This is a genomic window from Pelomonas candidula, assembly GCF_043555985.1.
Classification (GTDB): Bacteria; Pseudomonadota; Gammaproteobacteria; order Burkholderiales; family Burkholderiaceae_C; genus Pelomonas; species Pelomonas candidula.
Map to the genome: position 1 here is coordinate 31,986 of NZ_JBIGIC010000009.1, position 14,023 is coordinate 46,008.

Sequence of the window (14,023 nt, forward strand, 5' to 3'; positions counted from 1 at the left end):
GTAAACCCTTCGGATCTCCAGCCACCATGCACAACTTCGGACACGGCATCCACCGATTACCCCACGTCTTCTCCGCCACCGACTGCACCCGCTTCATCCAGCAGGCCGAAGGCTTCGGCTTCGAGCCGGCCACGATCAACACCGAGACCGGCGTGCGCTTTGAAAGCGACGTGCGCAACAACGACCGTGTCATCTTCGACAGCGCCGACCTGGCCCTCGAAGTGTGGCGGCGTGTCGCACTGCAGCTGCCGCCCGTCTGGGCGGCACGCGGCCTGGCGGGGCTGAACGAGCGCTTCCGCTTCTACCGCTACACGGCGGCGCAGAAGTTCGACTGGCACGTCGACGGCCCGTTCGAGCGCGGCAACGGCGAACGCAGCCAGCTCACGCTGCTGATCTACCTCAGCGACGACTACGAAGGCGGGGAAACCACCTTCGACGTCGACGGCACGCTGACGGACGTGCGTGGCGAGCGCGGCGATGTCGTCGTCTTCCCCCACCGCCTGCGTCACCGCGGCTCGGTGGTGACAGCCGGCACCAAGTACATGCTGCGCACGGACGTCATGTACTACCCGCTTGTGGGCGCGGGACAGTCCAGCTTTCCGAGCCTGGACGCCGTCCGCGCCATGGTGGACGGCCCTTGATCAGCGGCGCGCCTTCACCGCCTCGCTCAGCACATCCAGCACCGCCAGCGAGTCATCCCAGCCCAGGCAGGCGTCCGTGATGCTCTTGCCGTACTCCAACGCCGCCGGGTCGTCCTTGCCGGGCGTGAACTTCTGGGCGCCGTCGTTGAGGTGGCTCTCCACCATGACGCCGAAGATGCTGTTGCTGCCCTCGCGCAGCTGGCCGGCGATGTCGCGCGCCACGTCCAGCTGGCGTTGGTGCTGCTTGCTGGAGTTGGCGTGCGAGCAGTCCACCATCAGGCGCTGCGGCAGCTTGGACTTCTCCAGGTCGGCACAGGCCGCAGCGACGTTCTGCGCGTCGTAGTTCGGCGCCTTGCCGCCGCGCAGGATGACGTGGCAGTCGGCGTTGCCGCGCGTCTCGACGATGGCCACTTGGCCGTTCTTGTGGACCGACAGGAAATGGTGGCCGCGGGCCGCTGCCTGGATGGCGTCGGTGGCGATCTTGATGTTGCCGTCTGTGCCGTTCTTGAAGCCGATGGGCGCGGACAGGCCCGAAGCCAGCTCGCGGTGCACCTGGCTTTCCGTCGTGCGCGCGCCGATGGCGCCCCAGGCAATCAGGTCGCCGATGTACTGCGGTGAGATGACGTCCAGGAACTCGCTGCCGGCCGGCACGCCCAGGCGGTTGATCTCCAGCAGCAGCTGGCGGGCGATGCGCAGGCCCTCGTCGATACGGTAGCTCTCGTCGAGGTAGGGGTCGTTGATCAGGCCCTTCCAGCCCACCGTCGTGCGCGGCTTCTCGAAGTAGACGCGCATGACGATTTCCAGCGTGTCGGCGTACTTCTCGCGCTCGGCCTTCAGGCGGCGGGCGTAGTCCAGCGCCGCGGCAGGGTCATGGATGGAGCAGGGGCCGATGACCACCAGCAGGCGGTCGTCCTTGCCGCTCATGATGTGGCGAATGCGCTGGCGCGTGCCGCTGATCAGGTTCTCCATCGCGGTGCCGCGGATCGGGAAGAAGCGGATCAGGTGCTCCGGCGGCGGCAGCGGCGTCACGTCGACGATGCGCTCGTCGTCGGTGGCGCTGGTCTTGTCGTCCTGGGAGTACCAGCGCTGGGCTTCGGGTTGGACGGAGGAGACTTTGGCGTTCATCGGAATCAGCCTTTCAGAAACAAAAAAACCGCCGGGCTTGGCGGCCTCGGCGGTTTTTGGGGAGTTTGCTGTTCAGCGCGCGCGCTCAGGACTCTCCACCGCCGGGGCGGGGAAAAAACCAAAAGCTAAAGTAGGCAGCGCGGGACATGGGAGCGGAATCTAGCACGATGGCCGTGGCGCGGTTTCGGCGGCTTGCAAACCAGCCGTCGCGCGGCGCGATGGCACCGGCCGCGTCATGACAGCTGCTGCAAGGCCTGGCGCGCCGCCACCCATTCCTCGTTGGTCGGCTCCACCGCCACCCGCACCGCACTGGCCAGGGTCGAGATGACCGCCTCGTTGCGCGCGTTGGCTTCATCGTCCAGCACGAGGCCGAGAAAGCCCAACCCTGCCACGACGCGCCGGCGCACTTCGGCCTGGTGCTCGCCGATGCCGGCCGTGAAGACCAGCAGGTCCAGCCCGCCGAGCACGGCCACCAGCGCGCCGATCTCCCTCACGATGCGCCGCACGAACAGCCCCAGCGCCGCCGCGCAGCGCGGGTCGTCGGCCTCGTGGGCGAGCAGCTCGCGCGGGTCGGCCGAGCGGCCCGACACACCGAGCAGGCCGGACTGGTGATAGAGCATCTGCCCCACCTCGTGCACGTCCAGGCCCTCGATCTCCATCAGATAGAGCAGCGCGCCCGGGTCCAGCGCGCCGCAGCGCGTGCCCATCATCAGCCCGTCCAACGCCGAGAAGCCCATCGTCGTCGCGACGCTGTGCCCAGCCTGCAGCGCGCACAGGCTGGCGCCGCTGCCCAGGTGGGCGACGATGCAGCGCCCACGCGCCAGCTCGCCGTGGCGCTCCGGCAGCACGAGGGACTGGTACTCGTAGGACAGGCCGTGGAAGCCGTAACGGCGCAGGCCGCGCCCCCAGGCCGACCAGGGCAGCGGCAGCATCTGCTCGACCTGGGGCAGCGTGTGGTGGAAGGCGGTGTCGAAGCAAGCCACCTGGGGCAGGTCGGGCCGCTGCTGCAACAGCACCTCCATGGCCTCCAGCGCGAAGGGCTGGTGCAGCGGGGCGAGCGGGATGTAGCCACGCAACTCGGCCAGCGCGGCCGCATCGACGCGCAACGGCGCCGCATGATGGGCGCCGCCGTGCACGACGCGGTGGGCCACAGCCCGCACCGGCACGGCCCCGAGGCGGGCACGGATGGCCTCGCGGATGACGCCCAGCGCATCGTGATACGGCTTGGCCTCGCCCAGGGTCAGCGCACGGTCCAGGCCGTCCTGCGTCTGCAGGCGCGCGCCGGCGCTGCCAATGCCCTGCACCTTGCCACCCCACCAGGGCTGGCGCGGCGGGTCCTGCGTGCTCGCATCGAAGAGGGCGAACTTGATGCTGGACGAGCCGCAGTTCAGCACGGCAACGACCGATGCGGGCGGGTTGGCGGTGAGGCTCACGGCGGCGTACTCCGGTAGTGGTGGGCCAGCAGCACGGCCAGCGCACAGGAGGCGATGCGGGACTCGGCGCCGTCGGCCCGGCTGGTCAGCACGATGGGCACGCGGGCCCCCATGACGATGCCGGCGCTGGCCGCACCGCCCAGGTATTCGAGCTGCTTGGCCAGCATGTTGCCGCTCTCCAGGTCAGGCACGACGAGCACGTCGGCCTGGCCCGCCACGCCGGACTGGATGCCCTTGATGCGCGCGGCGGCGATGGAAACGGCGTTGTCGAAGGCCAGCGGCCCGTCCAGCTCCGCGCCGGTGATCTGGCCACGGTCGGCCATCTTGCACAGCGCCGCGGCGTCCAGCGTCGCCGGCATGTGCGCATTGACGGTCTCGACCGCCGCCAGGATGGCCACCTTGGGCCGCGCCACGCCGATGGCCTGGGCCAGCTCGATGGCATTGCGCACGATGTCGGCCTTCTGCTCCAACGTCGGCGCGATGTTGAGCGCTGCGTCCGTGATGATGAACGGGCGCGGATAGGCCGGCGTCTGCATCAGGAAGCAATGGCTGGCGCGGCGGCTGGTGCGCAGGCCGGCGCTGGCGTCCAGCACGGCGGTCATCAACTCGTCGGTGTGCAGACTGCCCTTCATCAGCGCCTGCACCTCGCCGTGCCCGGCCAGCGCGGCCGCGCGTGCGGCGGCGGCATGGCTGTGCGCGACGTCGTCGATGGCGATGCCGGCCAGATTCCAACCCTGCTCGGCGGCCACGGCCTCCACGCGGGCACGCGGCGCCACCAACACCGGCTCGATGAGGCCGGCGTCGCGCGCCTCCAGCGCAGCCCCGAGGCTGACGGCGTCGCAGGGATGGACGACCGCCACCTTGACCGCGCCCAGCGGCCGCACCGCCGCCAGCAACCGCGCCAGGCCGCCACCGCCCTCGCTCAGGCGCACCTCAGGCAGCTGGCTGGCCTGCCACTCGATGCGTTCCTGCGGCGCGATGACCTCGGCCTCGCCCTCGATGACCGTCTGCCCCTGCTGATTCACGCACCGGCAGGCCAGCGTCAGCCGGCGATGTTCGGCCTCGCGGGACGTGACGGTCACGCACACCTGCAGCACGTCGCCGATGCGCACCGGCGCGAGGAACTTCAGCGTCTGGCCGAGATAGATGGTGCCGGGGCCGGGCAGGCGCGTGCCGAGCACGGCCGAGATCAGCGCGCCGCCGAACATGCCGTGGGCGATGACGCCGTGAAAGCGCGTGGAAGCGGCGAAGCCGGCGTCCAGGTGCTGCGGATTCACGTCGCCCGACAGCACGGCGAAGAGCTGCAGATCGGCCGCCGTGACGGTGCGCTCCAGCGAGGCACTGTCGCCGACGGCGATCTCGTCGAAGCTGCGGTTGTGCAGCAATTGCAGAGGGGGCGTGTTCAAGGGAACTCCTGTTCAGGCCATCAGGCTGATGGTCTTGCGAAAACGTGACAGCGCCGCGGCGAACAGCGCGCTGCCGATGGCGGCGACCGCTAGCAACTGCGGCCAGACGACTTCGAGCCCGGCGCCGCGGTAGAGGATGGCCTGGCCGGCGGCGACGAAGTGCGTCGTCGGCGCGGCCTCCATGACCCACTGCACCAGCGCCGGCATGCTCTCGCGCGGCGTGACGCCGCCCGACAGCATCTGCAGCGGCAGCAGCACGAGGACCAGCAGCATGCCGAACTGCGGCATGGAGCGCGCCAGCGTCGCGAGGAAGATGCCCATCGACGTCGTCGCGAACAGGTGCAGCGCCGCGGCCAGGCCGAACAGTGCCACCGAGCCCTGCACCGGCACATGCAGCGCGCCCTGCACGACCAGGGCCAGCGAGGCCATGGCCGCGACAAGCACGACCAGCCCCATGGACCAGACCTTGGCCAGCATGATCTCGGCCGGCGTGACCGGCATGACGAGCAGATGCTCCACCGTGCCGTGCTCGCGCTCGCGGATCAGCGCGGCCCCGGTCAGGATGATGGACAGCATGGTCACGTTGTTGATGATCTCCATCAGCGAGCCGAACCAGGCGTGCTCGAGGTTGGGGTTGAAGCGCATGCGCAGCGCCAGCTCCACCGGCATGGCCGTGGCACCGGCCTGGCGCTGCACGAAGGCATTGACCTCGCCGGCGACGATCTGCTGGATGTAGCCGCCGCCGGTGAAGGCCTGGCTCATGCGCGTGGCATCGACGTTGAGCTGCAGCGCCGGCTGGCGGCCCGCCAGCACGTCGCGCTGGAAGCCGGGCGGGATGACGAGCACGAAGGTGTAGTCGCCGCGGTCCATGCCGGCGTCGATGTCGCGCGCGGTGATCAGGTCGGGGCTGCGGAACTGCGGCGGGTAGAAGCTCGATGCCAGCCGCGCGGACAGCGGCGACGCGTCCTCGTCGACGATGGCGATGGCCGCGTGGCGCAGGCTCTCGGGCATGGCGGTCGCAGCGACGTAGATGGAGATGCTGAACGTGTAGGCGATCAGCACCAGCATCATGGGGTCGCGCCACAGGCTCCACAGCTCCTTGATGCCGAGGCGGTAGACATGGGCGAGGTTGAGGTTGCGCATGTTGGTCAACCTCCGACAGTCGGTTTTTGGCAAGGCCCGTGCCGGGATTTCGCCCCGGCGGGCGACCTACTTTGGCTTCGCCGAAACCTTCGGTTTTCTGGACCGCCAGAAAGTAACCAAAGAGCTCCCCCCGACCGCACCGCCTTCCGCTGCTCGGCGGCGCTAAAGGGAGCAAGAGAAATGCTTCGCAACGAACGGATTCCGGGCGTGGAGCCAGGGCTGTTCGGCTGTTCCTTCACCCCCCTTTGGAGGAGCCGAGCGTCGCAGGGCGCCGAGGCGCGCGCGCAGCGCGCTTCAACGACTGACTCCGCGCAACTGTCTGACCGCAGTGAGCGACGCGAACGAAGGGAGTTTTGCGCGGGCCTTGGCGACCGAGAAGCGCAGGGGACCCCGAGCGCAGCGAGGGGCGACGGAGCAGGGGCGACTTTTTGCCTTCTTTTTGGTCGCTCAAAAAGAAGGTCGCCCGCCGGGGCGACGTCCCGGCTGGGCCTGGCCACCAAGCCAAAGCAACGCGAAGCCATCACCGCTCCTGCTTCCTCAGCAGCAACATCGCCGCCAACAGGATGACCGGAACCGCCGCCGCCAACGGCCACAAGCTGCTCCACAAGTCAGGCAACGCCAGCGCCTTACTGAACACCCCCCGGCTGATCGTCAGGAAGTGCGCCGCCGGATAGACCCGGCCGACCAGCGACCCCACCCCTTCCAGCGACGACACCGGATCGATCAGCCCCGCGAACTGCACGCAGGGAATCAGCGTGCCGATCATCGTGACGAACAGCGCCGCGATCTGGCTGCGCGTGAAGGTCGAGGCCAGCAGGCCCAGTCCCGTCGCCGCCACGACGTAGAGCAGCGCGGCCACCGACAGCGCCATCAGGCTGCCCTTCAGCGGCACGCCGAACACCGTCACCGCCAGCACCACCAGCAGGAAGAAGTTCAGCATCGCCAGCAGCACGTAGGGCAGCTGCTTGCCGAGCAGGAACTCGCTGCGCCGCACCGGCGTCACGTAGAGGTTGAGGATGGAGCCCAGCTCCTTCTCGCGCACCACGGACAGCGCCGTCAGCATGGCCGGGATCATCATCAGCAGCATCGGGATGACGGCCGGCACCATGGCCGGCAGGCTCTTCACGTCGGGGTTGTAGCGGTAGCGCAGCTCCACATGACTGGGCGCGGCCAGCGCGACGCCGAAGTGCTCGCGCGCCATCTCCACGAGCCAGAGCTGGTGCATGGCTTGCACATAGCCTCGCGAGGTCTCGCCGCGCGTGGGCATCGCGCCGTCCACCCAGACGCCGATCTGCGCCGCGTGGCCGCGGGCCAAATCGCGCGCGAAGCCGTGCGGGATCTCGATGGCCATCGCCAGCTCGCCAGCCCGCATGCGGCGGTCCAGCTCGGCGTGGTCGTGCAGCGGCGGCTGCTCCAGAAAATAGCGCGAACCCGCCAGGCGCTGGGCATAGTTCTGGCTCAGGCCGGTCTGGTCCTGGTCCAGCACGGCGAAGCGCAGGTTCTCCACATCCAGGCTGATGCCGTAGCCGATGATGAACATCAGCAGCGCCGTGCCCAGCAGCGCCAGCGTCGCGCGCACCGGGTCGCGCCGCAGCTCCAGCGCCTCGCGCAGGCTGTAGCTCCATGCACGTGCCGGGCTGAAGCGGCGGCGCGGCGGCGCCGGCGCGGCCACGGCGGGCGCCGCGCCGGCCGTGTCAGCCGCCGGGGCCTCGCCCGTGGCCTCCTGCAGATAGGCGATGAAGGCCTCCTCCAGGCTGGCCGCGCCGCGCCCGGCCTGGATGGCGGCCGGCGTGTCGCTGACCAGCACGCGGCCGGCATGCATCAGCGAGATGCGGTCGCAGCGCAGCGCCTCGTTCATGAAGTGCGTGGAGATGAAGATCGTCACGCCGTCGCGCCGGGCCAGCTCCACCATCAGCTGCCAGAACATGTCGCGCGCCACCGGGTCCACGCCGGAGGTCGGCTCGTCGAGGATGAGCAGCTCCGGGCTATGCACCATGGCCACGGCCAGCGACAGGCGCTGGCGCATGCCCAGCGGCAGCGCCTCGGGCAGGCTGTCCGCCTGAGCCTCCAGCCCGAAGCGCTGCAGCATCTCGTCGACACGCGCTTCCAGCCGCGCCGCCGGCACCTCGAACAGCCGGGCGTGCAGCACCAGGTTCTGGCGCACGCTCAGCTCGGCGTAGAGCGAGAACGCCTGCGTCATGTAGCCCACGCGCCGGCGGGTCTGCAGGTCGCGCGGGTCCACCTCGCGGCCGAACAGCCAGGCCCGGCCCTCGCTGGCGCTGAGCAGGCCAGTCAGCATCTTCATCGTCGTCGACTTGCCGCAGCCGTTGGAGCCGAGGAAGCCGAAGATCTCGCCGCGGCGGATGCGGAAGTCGACATGGTCGACCGCCGTGAAGTCGCCGAAGCGCATCGTCAGCCCGCGCGCCTCGATGGCGATCTGGTCATCGGCCTCGGCGGCCAGCGGCGGCACGACGACCTCGCGGTGGCCACGCCGCCGCTCCTCGGGCAGCAGCGCGATGAAGGCCTGCTCCAGCGAGGCCTGCACGCCGCGCAGCTCGGCCGGCGTGCCGGTGGCCAGCACGCGGCCGGCGTCCATCGCCACCAGCCATTCGAACGCCTCGGCCTCCTCCATGTAGGCGGTCGCGACGATGACGCTCATGCCGGGCCGCTGCGCACGGATGCGTGCGATGAGCTGCCAGAACTGCGCGCGCGACAGCGGGTCCACGCCGGTGGTGGGCTCGTCGAGGATGAGCAGGTCGGGGTCGTGGATCAGCGCACAGCACAGGCCCAGCTTCTGCTTCATGCCGCCCGAGAGCTTGCCCGCCGGCCGCGCGAGGAAGGGCAGCAGCCCGGTGCTGCCGCAGAGTTCGTCGATGCGCCGGCGCCGCTCGGCCGCGCCGTGGCCGAACAGCCGGCCGAAGAACTGCAGGTTCTCCTCCACCGACAGCGTCGGGTAGAGGTTGCGGCCCAGGCCCTGCGGCATGTAGGCGATGCGCGGGCAGACGCGCTCGCGGTGGGCTCGCGAGGCCATGTCGCCGCCGAGCACCTCCAGCCGCCCCTGCTGCAGCGCGCGCGCGCCGGCGATCAGCGACAGCAGGCTGGACTTGCCGACGCCGTCGGGCCCGATCAGGCCCAGCATGCGGCCGGCCGGCAGCTCCAGCGTCACGTCGGCCAGCGCCTGCGTGTCGCCGTAGCGCAGGCTCAGGGCTTGCAGGCGCGCCAGCGTCATCAGTCAACGACCTTGGACAGCGCCGCCGGCCAGGGCTGCTGCGCATCCAGCCTCACCCAGGCCACACCGGGCAGGCCGGTCTTGACCTGCTCGGCGTGCTTCTTCAGCAGCTCGGGTGCGATCTGGGCGCGCACGCGGAACATCAGCTTCTGGCGCTCGCTGGCGGTCTCGACCGTCTTGGGCGTGAACTGCGCCGTGCTGGCCACGAAGGACACCCTGGCCGGGATGACCAGGCCGGGCGCGGCGTCCAGCACCAGGCGCACCTCGCTGCCCAGCGCCAGTCGGCCGGCCACGGCCTCGGGCACGAAGAAGCTCATGTAGACGTCGCTGAGGTCGACGAGGTTGAGCACCTTGCCGCCGGCGCCCAGCACCTCGCCGGCCTCGGCGATGCGGTACTGCACGCGGCCGGCACGCGGCGCCGTCAGCACGGCGTCGTCGAGGTCGGCCTTGACGCGGTCCACCGTCGCGCCGCCGGCCTTGACCGTAGCCTGCATGCCGGTGGCCTGGGTGCGCGCGGCCTCGATGGCGGCCGTCGCAGCAGCCACCTGGGCCTGAGCCGCCGCCAACGCCGCCTCGACGCTGCGCACGCGGGCGCGGTCGTCGTCCAGCTCCTGCTCAGACGATGCGCCCTCCTCGGCCAGCGCCTGCGAGCGCGACAGGCGCCGGCGCGCGGCGTCCAGCTCGGCCTCGCGCTGCGCAACAACAGCCTGGGCTGCGCGGCGGTCGCTCTCGCGCACGGCCACCTGCGCCTGGGCGCTGTCGACGCCGGATTCGGCCTGCCGCAGCCGCGCCTGGGCCTCGGCGTACTGGGCTTCCAGGCTCTGCACCTGCAGGCGTGCCAGTGGCTGTCCGGCAGCGACGAAGTCGCCCTCGCCGGCCATGACGGCCTGCAGCCGGCCCGGCAGCTTGGTGGCGATGTCGATCTCGGTGGCCTCGATGCGGCCATTGCCCTGCACGAAGGCCTCACCCGGCCCCTGCGGGTGCAGCCGCGTCCAGCCCCAGCCGGCCAGCGCCAGCACGGCCAGGCCCACCGCGGCGGGCAGCAGGGTCTTCTTGAGGAACGGGGCGGTCATGGGCGGGCTCCCTGGGAGGCTTGTTCTTGGATCGTGAGGTCGCCGCCGCCGAGGGCGGCATAGAGGCTGGCCTGGCTGGCCAGCAGCGCGCGCCGGGCCTGCACCTGCTGCTGCTCGGCGGCGAGCAGGTCGCGCTGGGCGTCCAGCACTTCGAGGAAGGCGGCGGCGCCGGTGTCGTAGCGGCGCAGCGCGAGGCGGGCGCGCTCGGCCTGGGCGGCCAGCGTCTGGCCGGCGATGTCCAGCTGCTCGGCGTAACGCTGGCGCGCCGACAGCGCGTCGTTGACGTCGCGCAGCGCGCCCTGCACGGCGCGTTCGTAGGCCAGCATCGCCTGCTGGCGGCGGGCCTGCTGCACGGCCAGGGCCTGCTCGCGGCGGCCGCCGTCCAGCAGCGGCAGCGCCACGTCGGGCGTCACGCTCCAGGCGCTGCTGCCGGCCTTCAGCAGGCCCGACAGCTCGGCGCTCGCGCTGCCGAACGCCGCCGTCAGGCTGATGCGCGGCAGATAGGCGGCGCGGGCGGCCTGCACGTTGGCATCGGCCGCGCGCAGCTGGTGCTCGGCGGCGACGAGGTCGGGCCGCTGGCGCAGCAGCTCGGCCGGCAGGCCAGCACGCAGCGGCGCCAGCTCGGTGAGGCGGGGTTCGCCCGCCGCGGGCGCGCCGCCGGTCAGCAGCGTCAGCGCCTGCCACTGCGCCTCGCGCTGCTGCTGCAGCTGCGACACCAGCGCCGCGGCCTGCGTCTGCAGAAGCTGCACCTGGGTCAGCGCGAGCCGCGAGGTGGCGCCCACCTCGACCCGGCGCGTGAAGATGCGCAGCGTCTCCTCACGGCTGTCCAGCGCGCGGCGGGCCAGGCGCAGGCGCTCGTCCAGCTCGGCGAGCTGCAGCCAGGTCTGCGCAACCTGGTGCACCAGGGACAGCGTCAGCGCCTGCGCGGCGGCATCGCTGGCCAGCCAGGCCTGGCGGGCGGCCGTGTCGAGGCTGGCCAGCCGGCCCCACAGGTCCAGCTCCCAGCTGGCCAGGCCCAGGCCGAGCTGGAAGTCGTTGCCCAGCAGCGGGCGGCGGGTGAGATTCAGGTCGGCCGGCACGCGGGTGCGCTGGCCCTGCGCGTCCAGCACGATCTGCGGCGCCCGCTGGCTGGCCTGCAGGCCTGCCAGGGCACGGGCTTCGTCCAGCCGGGCCAGGGCCAGCGCGCGGTCGCGGTTGTGCGCGAGGGCCTGCGCGATCTGGGCCTGCAGCGCCGGGTCGGTGAAGTAGTCGCGCCAGGCAGGCGTGGCGACGCCCGGTTCCGCAGCGTCACCGGCGAAGCGCAGCGGCAGGCCAGCGTCAGGCGCAGGCTCAGGGGCAAGCGGCGCACAGGCCGCCAGCAGTGCGGCCAGGGCGGTCGCGGTCAGGGTCCATCGCATCGCGTCATCCCAGGATGTGCAGGCCGGCATCGACGTAGAGCACGTTGCCCGTCAGCGCATGGCCAAGCGGGCTGACCAGGTGGCGACACAGTGCGCCGACCTCGGCGATGTCCACCAGCCGACGCAGCGGCGCGCGCTCGCGCGAGCGGGCCATCAGCTCGTCGAAGTCCGGCAGCCCTGACGCCGCCCGCGTGGCCACGGGCCCCGGCGACACGGCGTTGACGCTGATGCCTCGGGGGCCCAGCTCAGCAGCCAGGTAGCGCACGCTGGACTCCAGCGCGGCCTTGACCGGCCCCATCAGCCCGTAGTTGGCGACCACCTCTTCAGCGCCGAGGTAGCTCATCGTGACGATGCTGCCGCCGTGCGTCATCAACGGTTCGGCCAGCCGCGCCATGCGCAACAGTGAGTGGCAGGACACGTCCATGGCCCGCGCGAAGCCGGCAGCGCTGCTGTCGACGACGCGGCCCTGCAGGTCCGCGCGCGGCGCGAAGGCGATGGAGTGGACAAGGAAGTCCAGCCCGCCCCACTCGCGCTGGATCGCATCGAACACCGCTTCCAGCTGGCCCGGCTGCTCGACGTCCAGCGGCAGCCGCAGCCGCGCGCCGACCTGCTCGGCCAGCGGCTCGACGAAGGGCCGGGCCTTGTCGTTCAGCCAGGTCAAGGCCAGTTCGGCGCCGGCCTCGTGGCAGGCCCGGGCACAGCCCCAGGCGATGCTGTGCTCGTTGGCCACGCCGACGACGAGGCCGCGCAGGCCTTGCAGTTCACCGGCCATGTCAGCGCTCCAGCACGTAGGTGCCCGGCGCGTCGCCGAGCACGGGCGCGGCCTTGGCGCCCAGGCGCGGCGGCTTCACGCGCGGCCCGCCGCGGCCGGCAAGCCAGTCGACCCAGGCTGGCCACCAGGAGCCCTCGGTGACGGGCGCGGCGTCGAACCAGTCCTGCGGCGCGACGTAGGGCTGGCCGGGCGCGGCAGTCGCCGCGCGGTAGTGGCGGTGACCTTGCCCCGGCGGGCTGACGATGCCGGCGTTGTGGCCGCCGCTGGTCAGCACGAAGCGGATCTCGGCCGGGCAGAGGTGGTGCAGTTTGTAGACGGAGCGCCAGGGCGCGACGTGGTCGGTCTCGGTGCCGACGACGAACATCGGCAGCTGCAGGTCGCTTAGCGCCACGGCATGGCCGCCGACGAGGTAGCGGCCTTCGGCCAGGTCGTTGTGCAGGAAGAGCTGGCGGAGGTAGTCGCCGTGCATGCGCGCCGGCATGCGGGTGGCGTCGGCATTCCAGGCCATCAGCGCGTTCAGCGCGGGGCGCTCGCCCATCAGGTATTCCTTCACCACGCGCGACCACAGCAGGTCGTAGGAGCGCAGCATCTGGAAAGCGCCGGCCATCTGGTCGGCGCGCAGATAGCCGCGCTGCTGCATCTGCGCCTCCAGCAGGCTGAGCTGGCTTTCGTCGATGAACAGGCCCAGCTCGCCGGGTTCGCTGAAGTCGGTCTGCGCGGCGAACAGCGTCAGCGCCGCGAAGCGCTCGTCGCCGTCGCGCGCCATCGCGGCGGCAGCGATGGAGAGCAGCGTGCCGCCCAGGCAATAGCCCACGCCGTGCACGCGCCGCCCGGGCACGATGGCGTTGACGGCGCGCAGCGCGTCGGCGATGCCCAGCTGCAGGTAGTCGTCCATGCCCAGCTCGCGCTGCTCGGCACCAGGGTTCTTCCACGAGATCGCGAACACCGTGTGCCCCTGCTGCACGAGGTGCTCGATCAGCGAGCTTCCGGGCGCCAGGTCGAGGATGTAGTACTTCATGATCCAGGCCGGCACGACGAGCAGGGGCTCGGCATGGACGGTCGGCGTCTGCGGCGCGTACTGGATCAGCTCCATCAGCGCGTTGCGCCAGACCACCTTGCCGGGCGTCAACGCCAGGTTGCGGCCGACGGCGAAGTCCTCGGTGCCGGCCGGCGGCGCGCCGGTCGCCAGGCGCTGCACGTCATCCGCCCAGTCCTGCGCGCCGCGCAGGAAGTTCATGCCTCCCTCGGCAGCGGTGCGACGCAGCACCTCGGGGTTGCTCCAGGGCAGGTTGGCGGGCGAGGCCATGTCCAGCCACTGGCGGGTCCAGAAGGCCATCAGCTCGCCATGGTGCCGGTCCACGCCCCAGACGCCGCGCGTGGCTTCGGCCCACCAGGCCTCCTGCATGACGAAGGCCTGCTGCATCACGTTGAACGGCCAGTGCTGCCAGTCGGGGCCGGCGAAGCGGCGATCGGGCAGCGGCGGCCGGGGCGGGTCGGCACCCTGCCAGCTGTCGCGGGCATAGGCCACGAGCTCGGCGGCCTGCTGCTGGGCCAGCGCGGCCAGTTCCAGGCGCCGGCCCGGTGACAGGCTCAGGTGCGCCGCCCAGTCGGCCAGCGCCAGGGCCGGTGACACGACGGAAAGCGAGCGCGTCCAGCGCGCCAGCGCGGCGTGGAAATGTTGGTCAAGCCGCTGGCTCGGGCTGTCGGTCTCGGGGCTGCTCATCGGTCCTCCCAGTGGTCCTGTGCGGGGCCAGACGGCCCGGTCGCCAGCCAATGTAGGCAGCCACGCACAGCGCTGACTTGA

General features: G+C 71.2%; 10 protein-coding genes. 1 reads left to right on the forward strand and 9 read right to left on the reverse strand.

The features are described 5' to 3' along the window. Positions 1–26: 26 nt before the first annotated feature. A complete protein-coding gene (locus ACG04R_RS17755) occupies positions 27–641 on the forward strand; it encodes a 2OG-Fe(II) oxygenase (protein WP_394413638.1) in 615 nt (204 codons plus the stop codon). On the opposite strand, the gene ACG04R_RS17760 is transcribed toward ACG04R_RS17755, so the two are convergent. From ACG04R_RS17760 to ACG04R_RS17800, 9 genes are all read right to left on the reverse strand, one after another. Next, the gene (locus tag ACG04R_RS17760) at positions 642–1,766 is read right to left on the reverse strand and encodes a 3-deoxy-7-phosphoheptulonate synthase (RefSeq protein ID WP_394413641.1); all 1,125 of its coding nucleotides are present in this window, start codon (positions 1,764–1,766) and stop codon (positions 642–644) included. Between the two features lie 233 nt (positions 1,767–1,999). Continuing rightward, the gene (locus ACG04R_RS17765; RefSeq protein ID WP_394413644.1) at positions 2,000–3,199 is read right to left on the reverse strand and encodes an acetate/propionate family kinase; all 1,200 of its coding nucleotides are present in this window, start codon (positions 3,197–3,199) and stop codon (positions 2,000–2,002) included. Continuing rightward, complete coding sequence (locus ACG04R_RS17770) at positions 3,196–4,605, reverse strand: bifunctional enoyl-CoA hydratase/phosphate acetyltransferase (protein ID WP_394413647.1); 1,410 nt, start codon at positions 4,603–4,605, stop codon at positions 3,196–3,198. Before ACG04R_RS17770 ends, ACG04R_RS17765 begins: the two co-directional genes overlap by 4 nt. 12 nt (positions 4,606–4,617) lie before the next feature. After that, positions 4,618–5,748: an ABC transporter permease gene (locus ACG04R_RS17775; protein ID WP_394413650.1), complete on the reverse strand. Its 1,131-nt coding sequence runs from the start codon at positions 5,746–5,748 to the stop codon at positions 4,618–4,620. 520 nt (positions 5,749–6,268) lie between these two features. Next, a complete protein-coding gene (gene rbbA / locus ACG04R_RS17780; RefSeq protein ID WP_394413653.1) occupies positions 6,269–8,977 on the reverse strand; it encodes a ribosome-associated ATPase/putative transporter RbbA in 2,709 nt (902 codons plus the stop codon). Beyond that, positions 8,977–10,050 carry an HlyD family secretion protein gene (locus ACG04R_RS17785; protein ID WP_394413656.1) on the reverse strand — a complete coding sequence of 358 codons (1,074 nt, stop codon included), beginning with the start codon at positions 10,048–10,050 and terminating at the stop codon, positions 8,977–8,979. The genes rbbA and ACG04R_RS17785 overlap by 1 nt, the downstream gene beginning before the upstream one ends. Then, positions 10,047–11,447 (reverse strand): efflux transporter outer membrane subunit, encoded by a 1,401-nt coding sequence (locus ACG04R_RS17790; protein WP_394413660.1) that lies wholly within the window; start codon positions 11,445–11,447, stop codon positions 10,047–10,049. Before ACG04R_RS17790 ends, ACG04R_RS17785 begins: the two co-directional genes overlap by 4 nt. A gap of 4 nt (positions 11,448–11,451) precedes the next feature. Further along, positions 11,452–12,219, reverse strand: a complete 768-nt coding sequence (gene fabI, locus ACG04R_RS17795; protein ID WP_394413663.1) for an enoyl-ACP reductase FabI — start codon at positions 12,217–12,219, stop codon at positions 11,452–11,454. Position 12,220: 1 nt separating this feature from the next. Then, complete coding sequence (locus tag ACG04R_RS17800) at positions 12,221–13,942, reverse strand: PHA/PHB synthase family protein (RefSeq protein ID WP_394413666.1); 1,722 nt, start codon at positions 13,940–13,942, stop codon at positions 12,221–12,223. Between the last annotated feature and the right edge of the window lie 81 nt (positions 13,943–14,023).

What these genes read in the sequence shown, in the direction of transcription:
- ACG04R_RS17755 (WP_394413638.1), top strand. Translation starts at nt 27, where the DNA reads ATGCACAACTTCGGACACGGCATCCACCGATTACCCCACGTCTTCTCC.
- ACG04R_RS17760 (WP_394413641.1), bottom strand. Translation starts at nt 1,766, where the DNA reads ATGAACGCCAAAGTCTCCTCCGTCCAACCCGAAGCCCAGCGCTGGTAC.
- ACG04R_RS17775 (WP_394413650.1), bottom strand. Translation starts at nt 5,748, where the DNA reads ATGCGCAACCTCAACCTCGCCCATGTCTACCGCCTCGGCATCAAGGAG.
- rbbA (WP_394413653.1), bottom strand. Translation starts at nt 8,977, where the DNA reads ATGACGCTGGCGCGCCTGCAAGCCCTGAGCCTGCGCTACGGCGACACG.
- ACG04R_RS17785 (WP_394413656.1), bottom strand. Translation starts at nt 10,050, where the DNA reads ATGACCGCCCCGTTCCTCAAGAAGACCCTGCTGCCCGCCGCGGTGGGC.
- ACG04R_RS17790 (WP_394413660.1), bottom strand. Translation starts at nt 11,447, where the DNA reads ATGCGATGGACCCTGACCGCGACCGCCCTGGCCGCACTGCTGGCGGCC.
- fabI (WP_394413663.1), bottom strand. Translation starts at nt 12,219, where the DNA reads ATGGCCGGTGAACTGCAAGGCCTGCGCGGCCTCGTCGTCGGCGTGGCC.
- ACG04R_RS17800 (WP_394413666.1), bottom strand. Translation starts at nt 13,942, where the DNA reads ATGAGCAGCCCCGAGACCGACAGCCCGAGCCAGCGGCTTGACCAACAT.